The 15,770-nt window shown below is 31.2% G+C and carries 17 protein-coding genes and 1 pseudogene; 10 read left to right on the forward strand and 8 right to left on the reverse strand.

The features are described 5' to 3' along the window. Nucleotides 1-61 precede the first annotated feature (61 nt). A complete protein-coding gene (locus EO083_RS06315; RefSeq protein ID WP_164723703.1) occupies nucleotides 62-376 on the forward strand; it encodes an ArsR/SmtB family transcription factor in 315 nt (104 codons plus the stop codon). Between the two features lie 97 nt (nucleotides 377-473). On the opposite strand, the gene EO083_RS06320 is transcribed toward EO083_RS06315, so the two are convergent. Both EO083_RS06320 and EO083_RS06325 read right to left on the reverse strand, forming a co-directional pair. Continuing rightward, the gene (locus tag EO083_RS06320) at nucleotides 474-785 is read right to left on the reverse strand and encodes an SPW repeat domain-containing protein (protein WP_126993327.1); all 312 of its coding nucleotides are present in this window, start codon (nucleotides 783-785) and stop codon (nucleotides 474-476) included. A 107-nt stretch (nucleotides 786-892) separates the two neighbouring features. After that, nucleotides 893-2,167: an ArsB/NhaD family transporter gene (locus EO083_RS06325; RefSeq protein ID WP_126993328.1), complete on the reverse strand. Its 1,275-nt coding sequence runs from the start codon at nucleotides 2,165-2,167 to the stop codon at nucleotides 893-895. Nucleotides 2,168-2,369: 202 nt separating this feature from the next. Between EO083_RS06325 and EO083_RS06330 the strand changes: the two genes are divergently transcribed. Next, nucleotides 2,370-3,482, forward strand: a complete 1,113-nt coding sequence (locus tag EO083_RS06330) for a TDT family transporter (protein ID WP_126993329.1) — start codon at nucleotides 2,370-2,372, stop codon at nucleotides 3,480-3,482. A gap of 77 nt (nucleotides 3,483-3,559) precedes the next feature. Here EO083_RS06330 and EO083_RS06335 read toward each other — a convergent pair whose 3' ends face one another. Both EO083_RS06335 and EO083_RS06340 read right to left on the reverse strand, forming a co-directional pair. Further along, complete coding sequence (locus EO083_RS06335; RefSeq protein ID WP_126993330.1) at nucleotides 3,560-5,278, reverse strand: phospho-sugar mutase; 1,719 nt, start codon at nucleotides 5,276-5,278, stop codon at nucleotides 3,560-3,562. Between the two features lie 4 nt (nucleotides 5,279-5,282). Beyond that, a complete protein-coding gene (locus EO083_RS06340) occupies nucleotides 5,283-5,657 on the reverse strand; it encodes a CoA-binding protein (RefSeq protein ID WP_126993331.1) in 375 nt (124 codons plus the stop codon). 133 nt (nucleotides 5,658-5,790) lie between these two features. On the opposite strand from EO083_RS06340, the gene EO083_RS06345 reads away from it, so the two are divergent. Next, nucleotides 5,791-6,255: a peroxiredoxin gene (locus tag EO083_RS06345; protein WP_126993332.1), complete on the forward strand. Its 465-nt coding sequence runs from the start codon at nucleotides 5,791-5,793 to the stop codon at nucleotides 6,253-6,255. Continuing rightward, on the forward strand, nucleotides 6,252-7,091 hold the full coding sequence (locus EO083_RS06350) for a PhzF family phenazine biosynthesis protein (RefSeq protein WP_126993333.1): 840 nt from the start codon (nucleotides 6,252-6,254) through the stop codon (nucleotides 7,089-7,091). Before EO083_RS06345 ends, EO083_RS06350 begins: the two co-directional genes overlap by 4 nt. A 470-nt stretch (nucleotides 7,092-7,561) precedes the next feature. Here the strand turns inward: EO083_RS06350 and EO083_RS10155 are convergent. The 4 genes and pseudogenes from EO083_RS10155 to EO083_RS10035 all read right to left on the reverse strand — a co-directional run. Next, nucleotides 7,562-8,003 (reverse strand): annotated as a pseudogene (locus tag EO083_RS10155) (transposase); the annotation flags it as partial. Nucleotides 8,004-8,011: 8 nt separating this feature from the next. Then, nucleotides 8,012-8,203 (reverse strand): hypothetical protein, encoded by a 192-nt coding sequence (locus tag EO083_RS10160; RefSeq protein ID WP_373277309.1) that lies wholly within the window; start codon nucleotides 8,201-8,203, stop codon nucleotides 8,012-8,014. A gap of 276 nt (nucleotides 8,204-8,479) precedes the next feature. Next, nucleotides 8,480-8,908: a CRISPR-associated endoribonuclease Cas6 gene (gene cas6 / locus EO083_RS10030; RefSeq protein WP_241229995.1), complete on the reverse strand. Its 429-nt coding sequence runs from the start codon at nucleotides 8,906-8,908 to the stop codon at nucleotides 8,480-8,482. After that, the gene (locus tag EO083_RS10035) at nucleotides 8,902-9,213 is read right to left on the reverse strand and encodes a hypothetical protein (RefSeq protein WP_241229996.1); all 312 of its coding nucleotides are present in this window, start codon (nucleotides 9,211-9,213) and stop codon (nucleotides 8,902-8,904) included. Before EO083_RS10035 ends, cas6 begins: the two co-directional genes overlap by 7 nt. A gap of 286 nt (nucleotides 9,214-9,499) precedes the next feature. Here EO083_RS10035 and EO083_RS06370 point away from each other — a divergent pair, with 286 nt between their 5' ends. The 6 genes from EO083_RS06370 to EO083_RS06395 form a co-directional block, all read left to right on the forward strand. Further along, nucleotides 9,500-11,002: an ABC transporter substrate-binding protein gene (locus EO083_RS06370; protein WP_126993334.1), complete on the forward strand. Its 1,503-nt coding sequence runs from the start codon at nucleotides 9,500-9,502 to the stop codon at nucleotides 11,000-11,002. A gap of 63 nt (nucleotides 11,003-11,065) precedes the next feature. After that, a complete protein-coding gene (locus tag EO083_RS06375; protein WP_126993335.1) occupies nucleotides 11,066-12,073 on the forward strand; it encodes an ABC transporter permease in 1,008 nt (335 codons plus the stop codon). 11 nt (nucleotides 12,074-12,084) lie between these two features. Continuing rightward, nucleotides 12,085-12,957, forward strand: coding sequence for an ABC transporter permease (locus tag EO083_RS06380; RefSeq protein WP_126993336.1), 873 nt, complete (start codon nucleotides 12,085-12,087; stop codon nucleotides 12,955-12,957). A 4-nt stretch (nucleotides 12,958-12,961) separates the two neighbouring features. Next, nucleotides 12,962-13,921, forward strand: a complete 960-nt coding sequence (locus EO083_RS06385; protein WP_126993337.1) for an ABC transporter ATP-binding protein — start codon at nucleotides 12,962-12,964, stop codon at nucleotides 13,919-13,921. Then, nucleotides 13,918-14,889, forward strand: coding sequence for an ABC transporter ATP-binding protein (locus EO083_RS06390; protein WP_126993338.1), 972 nt, complete (start codon nucleotides 13,918-13,920; stop codon nucleotides 14,887-14,889). The genes EO083_RS06385 and EO083_RS06390 overlap by 4 nt, the downstream gene beginning before the upstream one ends. Nucleotides 14,890-15,120: 231 nt before the next feature. Next, the coding region (locus tag EO083_RS06395; RefSeq protein ID WP_206512278.1) for a cache domain-containing protein at nucleotides 15,121-15,770 on the forward strand (650 nt) is incomplete at its 3' end.

Genomic DNA, 15,770 nt, shown 5'->3' on the forward strand with positions numbered 1-15,770 from the left:
TATTATAATTAAGATAAATATATCAACAAATGATCATTTTATGCATGAAGGAGGAAACATCTTGAATAAAACAAAAAAAATTATAGAAACCCACGATTATTATGAAAATATGGCAGAACTTTTTTCTATTTTTTCGGATCCAACCAGACTTAAAATACTACATGCATTGCTTGATGGGGAAAAGTGCGTAAAAAAGATTTGTGAGATTGTTGGCATAAAACAATCCACATGTTCACATCAATTAAAACTATTAAGACAACACAAAGTTGTCAAAACCATAAGAGATGGAAAATTTATTCGTTACAAAATATCAGATGACAAAATAAAGGAAATTATAGAACTTGGAGAAAAATATTCATCCAAAAAAGATGAATAAATTTTTTTATTGATTTTGAAAACAAACACAATTTTATACCCACCATATAAAATATATGGCCCGGGTTTTCCAGGGCCATATATTTTTTTAATTTTTATTAATCTCTATAAAAAATCGAAGAAATTAAGGTGACTATACCAACTATGAGATAATTTGTCAAAGCTCCACCTTTTGAACCAGTTATCCCTGAGATAAAGGCTGAAATAATTAACCATACTGAAAAAATTAAAACGGTTGTAGCTATACCTTTTGAACCTCTAAACATTGGAAATGAAACAACAAGCATCATAATACCAACTATCAAAAAGTTTACAAGATTACCCGTTGATGAACCAGTTATTCCAGGAATAAATGCTGAAATAATTAACCATAATGATAAAATTAACACTGTCCAACCCTTCCATGTCATAATTCCACCTCCTCTAAAATTAATAAAACATCATATGAGCATATACCGATATGTTTCTATAAAAATAATAATCCTTAAAATCTATCTTGTCAAGTGTTTTTTGGAAATTAGACCAACAACAGATACATTATGTACAAAGCACCTATGAATAATGTTATTAATACAGGTATTATTTTCCATCTAAAGTATTCAAAAAATCCAAATTTTCTCCCTAAATTCTTCTCCAAAAAATTCACAGCCACTATATTTTGAACCGCACCAAGGGGGGTTAAACTCGTTGCAAAGTTTGCACCAACGGCAAAAGTCCACCACAAAACTGGTGAAACTCCTCTTGAAACTAATATTTTAATAACAGGAGCAAGGATCAGTGCAGTTGGAACATTGTTAAGAATTGGAACAGTTAAAATTGAAATTATATAAAAAACAAATAATACTATTATGTGATGGTTAATAATAGGATTAAACATTGAAGCTATTTTCTCTGTAAATCCTATTTCTTCAAGTGCATATGATGTCATATATAATCCTGCAAAGAAAAACAGCATGTCCCAATCAATTTCTTTTCCTACATCCTCGTATCCATTTGCAAATTTAAAGATCAAAAGTGAACCACCAAGCAGAGCAATTACAGCTAATTCTACATTTAAAAGAGAATGTAAAATAAATAAAACTATTACAATCACAAAATCTATTAAAGAAAACACCATCATCTTTTTATCTGTTATACTTTTATTTTCATCAAGCTCAAAAAGTTTTTCTATATTTTTCAACATCTTTTCATTTACTTTCACATGCCTCTTAAAATAAAACAAAACTCCAATAAAAGCCAAAATCGCTACTGGCCCCATTTTTATCAAAAAGTCATTAAATGATAAACCACTTATAGAACCTATAACAAGGTTTAAAGGACTTCCAATTAATGTTGCAGAACCTCCTATGTTATCCATAAGAATTGTTAGCATTATCAAAGGTATTGGATCCATTTCAAGCATGTCCGAAATTAAGAATATCATTGGAGCCATAACCAATATTGTTACCACATTATCCAAAAATGCCGAAGTTAGAGCAACAATGATCATCAACAAAGTGACCGTTAAATAAAATTTCTTTCCACCAATCTTTATAATCTTTATCGAAAAAAATTCAAAAAATCCTGACTTGTTGAGAAAAGCAACTATTATCATCATTCCTGTCAGAAGGCCTAACGTATCTAAATCCACTATGTGACTGAAATTTTCTGTAACCATCCCATCAACAAGTCTAAAAGCAGAAATTAGCAATGCAATACTAAAAACTACAACGGACTTATTTTTTTTACCAAATATTATGTAGAGATATGCTATCGACACTAAAATAAGCACTAAAATGGCTTTTAAGCTCATTTTATCACCTCTTGACTTAGGTATATAATAATATCAATATACTCTTGTGTCTCTACAAAGTTTACCATCTATTTTTGAAAGTACAATGTTGAATTTGTTAATAATCGATAAACTTTATCAAAATTATTGAAAATATTATCATATTAATATATAATGTTATATCGAAGAACTTTATTAAAAATTACGAAAAGGAGGTACAAAAATGAAGAACAAGGTCAAGTTCAGCGAGATTATTAAGTATTTTTCACCGGCATGGTATGCATCTGTTATGGGAACAGGTGGACTTGCAAATGTATTTTACATGTTAAGTTCCAAAATGCACTTTTTAAAATCATTCGCAATTAGTTTATTTTTTCTCAATATTTTACTCTTTTTCTTTCTATTGATTCCTTGGATTCTTAGATGGATTCTTGCTTTTGACAAAGTTATAGAAGATTTAAAACATCCAGTTATGTCCAATTTCTTTGTTACTATGCCAATAGGTGGTCTAATTCTTGGAACAAACTTTTTTATAATCGGAAAAGAATTCATTAGTATGTCAATAATTTTAGGATTTGGAATATTCTTTTGGATTTTTTCTGTTGCACTCTCACTAATCTTTGGGGTATTTGTGACCTACAATATGATGCTTTCAGAAAACATTGGCCCGGAACTTACAAATTATTCATGGTATATAACTCCAGTGGCAAGCGTTGCAGTTCCACTCTTAGGAAATATCTTAGCAAATTTTTATCTAAAAACAAACATAGAATTTGCAAAACTGATAAATATAATAGATATTTCCTTTTATGGAATAGGAATGATACTCTTTATTATTTTAAGCAGTATAATACTAAATAGATTTATAAATCATTCCATGCCACATGCTGCAACTACACCTACTTTTTGGATTATCTTGGGACCTATTGGAATTGGTCAGGTTACCTTATCAGGAATAGCAGATATTTCCAAAAAATTAGGACTTATTTCATCAGGAGATACACTTAAACTTTTATCAATAATACTATGGGGATTTGGATTGTGGGCATTCCTATTAACCATAATTGTAACGTTAAATTACATAAGAAGAGGAGGAATACCGTTTTCACTTTCCTGGTGGGCATTCATTTTTCCTCTCTCTGCATATACAATGTCAACTTTAAATGTTTACATGTACACAAAAATAAAACTGATATATTGGTACGCTTTATTTCTGTCATCAATATTAACATTAATATGGGTTAGTACATTTATACGATCCTTAATAGGAACACTAAATGGAAAATTACTTATACCACATCAAAAAACAGAGGTAAATCAAGTAAAAATTAATTAGTTCAATTGAAACATATATAAAAACACCCCCAATATAAAAATAAGTTGGGGGTGTTTTTTACATATTAAAATTTTTTGCTATATATTATCAACTATATTTCTAAACGTTTCCTCTATTAGTTTCAATTTTCTCTCTGATTCTTCTCTATCAGTTGCAAAAGAATAAATATACACCTTTAATTTTGGTTCAGTTCCCGATGGTCTTACTGCATACCAGCTACCATCTTCAAAGAAAAATCTTAAAACATTGGATGATGGAATATGATCCTTATTTACTTCTCCGATCTTTTCTCCATCTACGTTGTAAACATTTCCGTCAAGATAATCAATATACTTTTCTAAATTTAAATTTCCTATCTTTTTTGGGAAGTTATTTCTATAATATTCCATAATCCTTTTTATCTTTTCAATACCTTCTATTCCTTCGTATATTAGAGAAAAGTTGTTTTCAAGATAATAACCGTATTCTCTATATAAATCATTTAAGACGTCCACAAGAGTTTTACCTTGTTTTTTATAATAACCGGCAGCTTCTGAAAGCATCATAGCGGAGATAACCCCATCTTTATCCCTAACAAAATTTCCAGTAACAAACCCTATACTTTCTTCATATCCAAATTCAAATTGATATCCTTCTTTTTCAAGTTTGTTTTCAAGTCCACAAATATTTTTAAAACCAGTTAACGTCTCAAAGGTTAAAACACCATATTTTTCTGCAACATTCTTACCCAAATTTCCAGTAACTATAGATTTTATAATCATACTCTTTTCCTTTAGTAATCCTTTCTTGCTCCTTTGAGAAAGCAAATAATTAATCAAAACAGCACCTGTTTGATTTCCATTTAAAGCAACATATTCACCGTTGTGCTTTACCATAACGGCAAGTCTATCACAATCAGGATCGGTTGCAAGAACAATATCAGCATCTTTTTCTCTTGCAAGTTCAAGTGCAAGTTTAAATGCCTTTATATCTTCTGGATTTGGATAACCAACTGTCTTAAAGTCTGGATCTGGAAGTTCTTGCTCTTTAACTACATAAACATTATTAAAACCTCTTTCCTTTAATACATGTCTGACATGAATATTTCCCGTCCCATTCAAAGGAGTGTATACAATGTTTATATTTTTATCAATATCATCATTTAAAGCAAGAGATAGGACTTTTTCATAGTATACTTCATCAACTTCTTTTCCAATTACCTTAATTATTCCTTTTTTTACACCTTCATCAAAGTCAAGATACTTAATTTCTCCAAAATCCTTTATTTTCTTGATGTTTTCCTGTACAGGAATTGCAACATCATCTAAAATTTGTGAACCTTCTTTCCAATAAACTTTGTATCCATTATATTCTGGTGGATTGTGACTTGCAGTTATCACAATACCTGCAGTAGCTTTCAAATGCCTTACTGCAAAAGAAAGCATAGGTGTTGGTCTTATATCATCGAAGATATACACATTAATTCCATTCCCGGCCAAAACTTCACTTGCTATCCTTGCAAATTCTTTAGAAAAGTGTCTAACATCGTATGCAATAACTACTCCCATTTTTGGATCGCTATTTTCGAGAATAAATTGTGCAAGACCTTGAGTTGCTTTTGCAACAATGTATTTATTCATTCTATTTGTACCTGCTCCTATCTTCCCACGAAGACCGGCAGTACCAAATTCAAGATATTTAAAGAATCTCTCTTTGATTTCCTCTTCATTATCTTTAATAGATAAAAGCTCTTTTTTTGTTTCGTCATCAATATAAGGACTTTCAAGCCACGCTTTGTATTCTTCCATGTAATTCATATAATCACCTCCTATTTGTTTCTACCATAATACATATATCATGCACAGCTTCAATACCAACATTTTTTAAATACTCATCAATTTCTTGAGAATAAGCTCCTGGCTGATACCATAAATTTTTAAACCCTTCACTTACTGCCTCTTTTGTAACTTCTATTCCAACTGATGGTGGAACAACAAAAACTATCAAATCAATATCTTTAGAAAGTTCTTTAACTGACTTTACAGTCTTTATTCCTTCTATTTCATCATATCTTGGAGTAACTGGAACAATTTCAAAACCCTTTTTTGTTAAATCCCTTAAAATTATATTTCCAAATTTTTCTCTGTTAGTTGTTGCACCAACAAGAGCTATCTTTTTTACATTAGTCAAATCCATTTTTTCACTCTCCTTTCTTGAATATATTATATCATTTGAGTATATCATAAATAATTTTAAGATTTTGTTATTTTTTTCAAATATGTTATAATTCAATTGTCCAGTTAGGCATAACTAATTAAGGGGTGAGATTATGTTAGAAAAAGGCAGTATGTATATTGATTTTGAACTTGTAAACACAAAACTTGAAAAGGTTAAACTTTCATCATTAATAGGGCAAAAAATAGTCTTAGTTTTCTATCCTGGAGCATTCACAAGTGTATGCGAAAAAGAACTATGTTCTTTTAGAGATATGATGGCAAAATTTAACAATTTAAATGCAAAAGTTTTTGGTATCAGTGTAGATTCACCTTTTGCAAACAAAGCTTTTGCTGAAAAAAACAGGCTAAACTTTGATCTACTTTCTGATTTTGGTGGTATAGTTTCAAGAAAATATGGAGGAGTACACGAAAATTTTGTAGGAATAGAAAATTACACTGTTTCAAAAAGAGCAGTCTATGTAATTGATGAAGAAGGCAAGATAATATATTCTTGGGTTTCAGATGATCCTGGAAAAGAGCCTCCATACAATGAGATAGAAGAGGTAATTGCAAAATGAATTTTTATGTAGTAGATGCTTTTACTAGTGATCCTTTTAAAGGCAACCCTGCAGGTGTTGTTATTTTAGAAGAAGATATTCCCAAAAATATAAAGCAACTAATTGCAAGTGAAGTTAAATTTTCCGAAACAGCTTTTATTAAAAAGATATCTGAAAGTGACTTTAAAATAGAATATTTTACACCAGTTTCAGAAATTGACCTTTGTGGTCATGCAACGATTGCCACTTTTTGCGTTCTCAAAGAAAAAAGCTTAGTTTTTCCAAACAATAAGTACAATCTACATACAAACGTTGGAAAACTAAGTATTTTAATAGAAAATGACTTAGTTTTGATGGAACAAGCAAAACCTGAGCTTGGAAAAATTTATGATAAAGAAACAATAGCAAAAATACTGGGCATAAACTCTGAAGAATTAGATGAACGTTTTAAACTGCAAGCTTCGTATACTGGACTATGGGATCTACTTATTCCAATAAAAAAGAAAGAAACATTACTTAAATTAGAACCAAATCTTGAAAAAATAAAAGAGTTTACAAAAGAAAACAACATTGTAAGTTTTCACTTATTTACTTTAGATGAAAAAGAAGCGCTTGCAAACACAAGAGATTTTGCACCGTTATATGGAATAAATGAAGAAGCAGCAACCGGCACAGCAAATGGTGCATTGTTATACTACCTATACAAAAATAACATAATTGATGAAAAGAAAGTATACAAGATTATTCAAGGTGAATCAATGAACAGGAAATCGGAAATATTTGGAAAAATTGAAAATGAAAAAGTCTTCATAGGTGGGAAAGCAAAGATTATAATAGAAGGAAAATTAAAAGTTTAAAAAAATTAAATAGTAAAACCAAAAATAAAGGCTCCACATAGGAACCTTTATTTTTTATTAGTTTTTCTTATTTCAATTCCTGCAAGGTAAGGTACAAACGGAAAAACCACTTGTTCTTGTTTCTACACAATCAATATTTCAATTCCTACAAGGTAAGGTACAAATCACAGATTACGTTATAATTATATTACATATCATTACTTTTTGCAACCTTTTTGAGCCACTGACCAATGTAAGAAATGGATTAAGTTAGGATGTAAAAAAAGGATCACACCTGCTAAAATTATTTTTGTACTAAACATTACCAACAAGGAGGTGTAGCCCAACGAATATTCACTTTAATATTATTTTACCACAAAAATCACTCAATAAAATTTCTAATCTTGTTTTTGATAAATCTAAAAGAATGTATCTAAGAAAGTATCCTGATCATATCTTTGTGTAATGCACCCCGAAAAATTGGACAAAAATCAAGAAACTTTTGTGTAGTTTAAGTATTCTTCGTATACCTCTCGTGGGCTTCTGTATTTCAATGCACTGTGTGGATATTTACTATTGTAAAATTCCTCATATCTTTTTGTTTTTACTACTAACTCTGAATAGCTCATTTCTTCTACCGGCCATACTACTTCTTCTTTATACGTTCTAAAATACCTTTCTATATTGGCATTCTCACGTTCATTGTTATAACTTGTAAATATTTGTTTTATGCCTAATACCTTACATTCTTCCATAAATCTTCTACTTGTAGGCTGACTACCATTATCACTTGTCTGTATTACTTTCTTTCCTCTTACTCCGTCTTTATACCCTTCATTTAATGCTTTATTCAGTGTTCCATTCTTCTGTTCTTCCTCTGAGACTTATTTGTGAGCCTAGTACTTCTCTTGTATACCAGTTTATTAATGCTATTAATAAACTTACTGTTTTCCCCCAGGATGAATGACTGTTTTTTTAGACTGAATAACAATAGCTTGTTTACCAATAATTTGTTCAAGCTCTTGTATCTTTCTTTGATATTGTACTACTTGAGAAGAATTGGAAAAATTTTCAAGTGCAGACTTTGCACCAATACTTATCCCTCCACTTGTAATACTGCCCTTAAGAAACACCATGCTCTTTACAAATTTAGCTATAGCTTTTTGACCTCTTAATCCTTCAAGAACAATTACAATTTTCTTCAGCAGAAAACTTTCTTCTCATACCTTCCACTCCCCTCATGGAAAATTATGCTCTCTCTTTTTTCTCTGTCCAATTATTCAGGGGAGCAGTATAACCTTTTTTAACTCATCATCAATATCGTCATATTTTTTTGAGTTTTTCAATAAATCTAGTTTATCGTAATACTTATCTTTTAATATATAGTATAAACTTTTTTATCATCTATCTTACTCTACAAATCCAAATCCTTGTGAATTTTTACTACCAAGCCCTGTATCGTATACAAAAGAAAGAATCTCTTTATCTCCTTTTAATAGATAACTTCCCTTCCAACCTTCTATAACAAATCTTTTTTCACCAAAACCATAATAAACAACACTTTTGTATCTTTCATCATCAAAGAGTGGAATTATTTCTATTTTTTTATCTAACCTTTCTTTATAAAGCGCTTCCAACTTATTCTTTATATTGAGGTTTATTAATTCTGCAAATTCACTTTCAAATGGTGTAAAATACCTGGTCTTATTCCTTCCATTTTCTTTATAAGTTCTATGTACCTCAATTGGCGTTAAAGCTTTTACTTTAACACTATTTCCAGAAACGTTCTTTATTACAGCCATAGCTGATGATAAATATATTTTATTTTCACCTAACATAAATTCATCACCTTTAAATAAATTTGTGACAAATCTTCCATTAGCATATTAACAGGAGATGAAATAAAAAAACTTATCTTTTTTCCAAAATTAAAGACTTTCATATTTTTGAAAAATTTTCCTCTTTCTAAAATAGACGAAAAACAAAAGAGTGAAAATTTTTTCTTTCCTCTAAATCCTTCTTCATGCACATACTTTCTTAATTTCGTGCTAAATAGGTTATAAATCAACGCCTGTATATATTTGTTGAAACCAACCGGCAATATTATGTCATCATCCGAAACAAATTCCAACTTCAGCCTCATTTCTTAATTCCTCCAACCTAATCAAATATATTACATTTCAATTAAATTATAACATAATTTAATTTAAATAAACAATCATTATAACTTTTAAAAGTACAAAATATTCTTTAAAAAAGATAAAAAAGACAAAAAACAACTATAAAAAGCGAAAATAAATAAATTTTTATATATTAACAAAGTTTTTGTTTTTCTCTAGTTTAATAGAAAATTTCATTTGTTAAGATTTGATTTTAAATATTACTTTATGATAAAATAATATTACCAAATTTGAAGAGGGGGGATTTTCATGAAAAAATTCATGATTATCATTGGGTTGCTGCTTGTTGTATTTTCTTTTGCATCGAAAGACGTTATTGTAGTTGGAACAACTGATAAAATAAGAACACTAGATCCCGCAAACTGCTATGATTATTTTTCAAGTAACATTCTTCAAAATGTCTTATCTGGACCTGTAGACTATGAAATTGGAACAGCAAACATTAAACCATGGCTATTTGAAAGTTGGGACGTTTCTGATGGCGGCCTCGTATATACTTTCCATATAAGAAAAGATGCATATTTTGAAGATGGTACACAAATTGATGCAAATGTTTTCAAATATTCATTTGATAGGGTAATGAAACTTAATGGTGACCCTGCATTCTTATTAACTGACGTAGTTGAAAAAACAGAAGTTGTCGACAAATTTACTTTCAGAGTAACATTAAAAAGTAAATTTTCAGCTTTTGTTTCCGTTCTTGGCTATACAGTTGCATTCCCCGTAAATCCAAAAGTATTTCCTGAAGATAAATTTTTTGAAGGGGCTCCATCTGCTTCAGGTCCTTACAAAATTACTGAATGGATAAGGGATGTTAGGATTGTTTTAGAAGAAAATCCAAAATATTTTGGTCCAAAACCAAAAACTCCAAAAATTATTATCCAATTCTATGAAAATGCTCAACAATTAAGATTAGCACTAGAAACTGGAGAAGTTGACATAGCATACAGACACTTAGATCCAAGAGATATATTAGATCTTAAAAATGTACCTGGTATAAAAGTTTACCTTGGTGCAAGCCCACAAATAAGGTATCTTGTGGTAAACGTAAAACAAAAACCATTTGATAATCCTCTTGTAAGACAGGCCATTGCACTTGCTGTTGATAGAGAAACAATAGTTAATGATATATTTGTAGGCCTTGCAAAACCATTATACTCAATGATTCCAGCTGGAATGTGGAGTCATGAAGATGTATTCCCAAAAAGAGATCTTAAAGCAGCCGTGGAAATTTTAAAGGTTGCAGGTTATACAAAAGACAATCCTCTTGTAATAGACCTCTGGTATACTCCATCTCACTATGGAACAACTGAGGCAGACGTTGCACAAGTATTAAAAGAATCCTTAGAGCAAACAGGTATTATAAAAGTAAATATAAAATATGCTGAATGGTCAACTTACGTTGAATATTTCTTAAATGGAACCATGGGACTCTTCTTACTCGGTTGGTATCCAGACTACCTTGACCCAGACGATTATCTATGGCCATTCTTAAGTATTAATGGTGCAAAATCACTTGGATCGTTCTATGAAAATAAAAACGTTGAAGATTTAATGGTAGCTGCAAGAGCTGCTACTGATCAATTCTCACGTGAAATGATCTATAAACTTGTTCAAAACTTCCACGCAGCAGAAGTACCTTACATTCCTCTCTGGCAAGGCTCTGCAGATTGTGAAGCACACGATTACATTGATGGAATTGTTCTTGAACCAACTCAAATCTTCCGTTACTACATCCTTGAGAGAAAATAATATTACAGGTTATATGAAGTATCCCGCCCCTTGCGGGCGGGATATTTTAAAGGAGGAGATAAAGTGTCTCTAAAAAGCTACATAATAACGAGAATAATATTAGCACTTCCAATGATCCTAATTCTTCTAATAATGATATTTTTTATACTTAGAATAATTCCTGGTGATCCTGTTTTGGCAATTCTCGGTGGTAAGGCTCCACTTGAAGTAATTGAGGCAAAAAGGCATGAACTAGGCCTTGACAAACCTATAGTAGTTCAATTTCTTGATTATCTAAAAGATGTTGCAAAAGGTGATCTTGGCGTCTCAACTTTAACTAATAGACCTGTCTGGAGCGAAATAAAAGATAGATTCCCAGCCACTTTAGAATTAACGATATTTTCATTTATTTTTGCATTAATTATAGGAATTTTCTGGGGAGCTGAGGCTGCGTGGCGAAAAGATAAATCCCTGGATATTTCCGCAAGAGTTTATTCAATATTTATATATGCAGTACCAGTTTTCTGGCTAGGATTAATGCTTCAACTGCTGTTTGGAATTTATCTAAGATGGCTTCCAGTAGGTGGAAGATTATCTCCACGTGTAAGTTTGGATATAAAAACCGGTTTATTGTTATTGGACAGTATCCTCAATTGGAACTGGGAAGCTTTTTGGGATGTTTTAAAACACCTTCTTCTTCCAGGTATTACTTTAGGTCTTGTTATCTCAAGTATTTTTTTAAGAATGGTACGTAACAACACTGTCTTAATGCTCTCAAAAGATTTTGTTAAAGCAGCAAAAGCAAGAGGCTTAAAACCAAAAGTTATTTTATATGGACACGCTGTAAGAAACGCATTTGTTCCTATTTTTACAATTATGGGTATGCAATTTGCTTTGCTACTTGCAGGAGCAGTCTTAACTGAAACAACCTTTTCATGGCCTGGAATTGGAAGTTACCTAGTCTTAAAAATAAAGTACAGAGACTTTCCAGCTATTCAAGGTACAATAATATTTTTTGCTATTTTTGTTGTGATTATAAGCATTATTATAGACATTGTTAATGCTTTAGTTGATCCTAGAGTAAGGTATTAAGAGGTGATAATGTGAGAAAAAAATTTGTTAGCGAAAGAATAGGAGAATTTATAAGCGACTTGTTTGGAACAGGAACAGGTTGGTTAACATTCATTGGCGCAATGATATTGATATTTTTCATTATACTTGCAATATTTTCTCCTCAAATTGCACCATATGATCCAACACAAAGGGTTGGAAGATCTCTTACTCCACCTAACGATCAATTCATCTTTGGAACCGACAATCTAGGAAGAGATGTTCTAAGTAGGGTAATATACGGAGCAAGAATTGCACTTATGATCGCATTTATTGCTGTTGCAATTGCAGCTGGAATAGGTGTTCCTCTTGGATTAATTTCAGGATTTATCGGTGGACCTTTAGATAGAACATTAACATTAATAATGGATGCAATTTATTCATTTCCAGGATTGATACTTGCAATAGCAATAGCTGCAGTACTAGGGCCGGGAATAATAAATATCTCAATTTCAATTGCAGTTGTTTATACTCCTACATATTTTAGAGTAATAAGAAACCAGGTGTCCTCAGTAAAGAATGAACTATACGTAGAAGCTGCAAGGGCATTAGGTGCAAAAAATAGTGAAATACTTTTAAAATATATCTTTCCAAATGTTTTACCATCTATAGTGGTAGTGTTATCAATGAACCTTGCAGATGCAATAATGACTGAAGCAGGGCTTTCTTTCTTAGGTTTAGGTATAGCACCCCCTACTCCAGATTGGGGATTTGATTTAAGTAATGGACAAAGATTTGTTTTAAGTAGGGCTTGGTGGGGCCTTCTATTCCCCGGAATAGCTATTATAACAGTTGTTCTTGGCTTTTCCATGTTTAGCGAAGGATTAAATGAATTATTAAATCCTACTATAAGGGAAAGAAGGTGATCTTGTGTTTTTTGAAGCAAAAAACTTGAAAATTTATTACAAAACAAAAAAAGGATTTGTTAAAGCTGTAGACAATATTAGTTTAAATATAGAAAAAGGCCAAACCGTTGGTCTTGTTGGAGAATCAGGATGTGGAAAATCTACATTTGGACAAGGATTATTAAAAATTCTCCCACCCACAACATATTATGATGGTAGTATAAAGATTGAAAACCAGGAACTCATAAATCTTTCCGAAGATAAAATGAGAAAGATAAGAGGCAAAAAAATAGGAATGATTTTTCAAGATCCAATGACTTCACTTAACCCAGTAATGAAAATTGAAAAATTATTCTATGAAACTTTAAAAACACATGAACCAGAAATAACAAAAGAAGAAGCACGAAAGAGAACTGCCAAAGTTCTTGAAAAGGTTGGAATTGAACCTGAAAGAATGAAAGAATATTCATTCCAATTCAGTGGTGGAATGAGGCAAAGAGTTATGATTGCTCTTACGCTAGTTTTAAATCCAATTCTTGTAATAGCCGATGAGCCAACAACATCATTAGATGTTATTGTCCAAGCACAAATTATGAAATTACTAAATGAACTAAGAAAAGAATACGATATGTCAATGATATTAATTACGCATGATTTAGGTGTTGTCGCTGAAATGGCTGACAAAATATGCGTTATGTACGGTGGACACATCGTAGAAGAAGCTAAAAGTGAAGATCTATATTATAAGCCAAAGCATCCTTATACAAAATTACTACTGCAAAGTATACCAAATACAAATATAAATGATCTGGAACTAAAATATATACCTGGCTCTCCTCCAGATCTTTCAAATCCTCCAACTGGATGTAGATTTGTAGATAGATGTCCTTACAAAAAAGAAATCTGTAAACTAAAAGAGCCACCGATAGTTGAGGTTGATGAATCAAAAGTTAAATGCTGGTTATATAGTGAGGTGAAACAATGATTAAAGTCGAAAATCTAAAAAAATATTTTCCAGTTAAACGAACGGTTGGAGAAGTTCTTTTGAGAGTTCCTCAAAGATTTGTAAAAGCCGTTGATGGAGTTAGTTTTAACATTTCAAAAGGTGAAACTTTTGGGCTGGTCGGAGAATCAGGAAGTGGTAAAACTACCACAGGACGATTAATCTTAAGACTAATTGAACCAACGTCTGGAAAAATATTTTTTGAAGATACCGATATTACCAAACTTTCAAAAGAAGAATTAAGAAAATTTAGAAAAAACATGCAAATAATATTTCAAGATCCTATGGCTGCTTTAAATCCATATATGAAAGTTGGCGATGCAATCAAGCATGGTCTTGAAATTCATAATATAGGTGGTAGCAATCAGGAGAGAAAAATGCTTGTAATGAAAATGCTTGAAAGAGTAAATTTATCACCTCCTGAAGATTTTTACTATAGATATCCACACGAATTATCTGGTGGGCAAAGACAAAGAATAGTTATAGCCCGTGCTTTAATTTTAAGACCAAAATTTGTAGTTGCAGATGAGGCAATTGCAATGCTCGATGTTTCTGTTAGATCTCAGCTTTTAAAATTATTAATAGATCTGAAAAATGAATTTGACTTAACTTTTCTATTTATTACTCACGATCTTGCAACAACAAAATACATATGTAACAAGATTGGTGTAATGTATCTTGGAAAAATAGTAGAAATTGGTGATTTTAAAGAAATTTATACCGAACCGTTGCATCCATACACCAAAGCATTAATTTCAGCTGTTCCTGAACCTGATCCAAAAAGAAAAAAGGAAAAAATTATCCCAGAGGGTGAAGTTCCAAATCCTATTAATCCTCCAAAAGGCTGCAAATTTCATCCACGATGTCCATATGCAATGGATATTTGCAAAGAAGTAGAACCACCACTAAAAAAAGTTAAAAATCACATTGTCGCCTGCCATTTATATTAAACAAAAATAATCCCCTCAAAATAGATGAGGGGATTATTTTTAATTCAAAACTGACAAGTTTTTCTTTAAAAGCAAAAGGATTAAGATAGCCATGAATAGTGAAGAAATTTAAATTTAATTGTACATTAAACACATATTTTCTAAAGAAAAAAACTTTTAAATAATTAAAAAACTGATAAAATAGTATATGATATAATATAATGTAAAATGAACCTATTGGAGGTGTTTAAAATGAAATTACAAGTAAAATTAGTTCTTGCACTTGTTCTTGTTTCCATTCTCGCAACTGTTACTAGTGTAACAATATCTTCTTACCTTTCTTTTAAAAATATTTCACAAAATGCACAACAAATTAACCACCTTGTTTTAACTTCCATCTCAAAGGACATCCAAGCTGGCCTTAAAACTATTATTGACCCCCTATATAAATACGCTACTGGAGGTTCTCTTGCTCCGTATTTAATGAATTCAACAACAGACCTTGGAAAAAAGCAAATTTCTTGGGGGGTGAGGAACGCCAAGAACTCTCTTAAAAAGGAAGGCTATCTAGGAACATACCTAATATTAAGTGATGGTACAACCTTTGATGACACAGGAGAAATTACACCCGATATTAGTGATAAATTTAGCAAGGTTATTGACTCTGTTCTTTCCGGTGAAAAAGAATATGACATCTTTATTCCTTTTGAATTTGAATCCACCCCTACAATCGCCGTTATTGCTCCTGTTAAAGATTTCAGCGGCAATGTTCAAGCTGCTTTAATTGGTTTTTATCCTCAAGCTTTCCTTCAAGAACAGTTAAATAATATTCACCTTGAAGATCATTCTGCTTCTTTAGCTATTTTATATGACACGCTCGTTGTTGCTCATTCTAATAACGA

This window comes from Thermosipho globiformans, from assembly GCF_003990895.1.
Lineage (GTDB): Bacteria > Thermotogota > Thermotogae > Thermotogales > Fervidobacteriaceae > Thermosipho > Thermosipho japonicus.

Bases quoted from the DNA above. Each gene is read 5' to 3' on its own strand.
- EO083_RS10035 (WP_241229996.1), bottom strand. From the start codon at position 9,213: ATGAGGCTGAAGTTGGAATTTGTTTCGGATGATGACATAATATTGCCG.
- EO083_RS06340 (WP_126993331.1), bottom strand. From the start codon at position 5,657: ATGGATTTGACTAATGTAAAAAAGATAGCTCTTGTTGGTGCAACAACT.
- EO083_RS06320 (WP_126993327.1), bottom strand. From the start codon at position 785: ATGACATGGAAGGGTTGGACAGTGTTAATTTTATCATTATGGTTAATT.
- EO083_RS06350 (WP_126993333.1), top strand. From the start codon at position 6,252: ATGAATTTTTATGTAGTAGATGCTTTTACTAGTGATCCTTTTAAAGGC.
- EO083_RS06390 (WP_126993338.1), top strand. From the start codon at position 13,918: ATGATTAAAGTCGAAAATCTAAAAAAATATTTTCCAGTTAAACGAACG.
- EO083_RS06370 (WP_126993334.1), top strand. From the start codon at position 9,500: ATGAAAAAATTCATGATTATCATTGGGTTGCTGCTTGTTGTATTTTCT.
- EO083_RS06335 (WP_126993330.1), bottom strand. From the start codon at position 5,278: ATGAATTACATGGAAGAATACAAAGCGTGGCTTGAAAGTCCTTATATT.
- EO083_RS06345 (WP_126993332.1), top strand. From the start codon at position 5,791: ATGTTAGAAAAAGGCAGTATGTATATTGATTTTGAACTTGTAAACACA.
- EO083_RS06330 (WP_126993329.1), top strand. From the start codon at position 2,370: ATGAAGAACAAGGTCAAGTTCAGCGAGATTATTAAGTATTTTTCACCG.
- EO083_RS06325 (WP_126993328.1), bottom strand. From the start codon at position 2,167: ATGAGCTTAAAAGCCATTTTAGTGCTTATTTTAGTGTCGATAGCATAT.
- cas6 (WP_241229995.1), bottom strand. From the start codon at position 8,908: ATGTTAGGTGAAAATAAAATATATTTATCATCAGCTATGGCTGTAATA.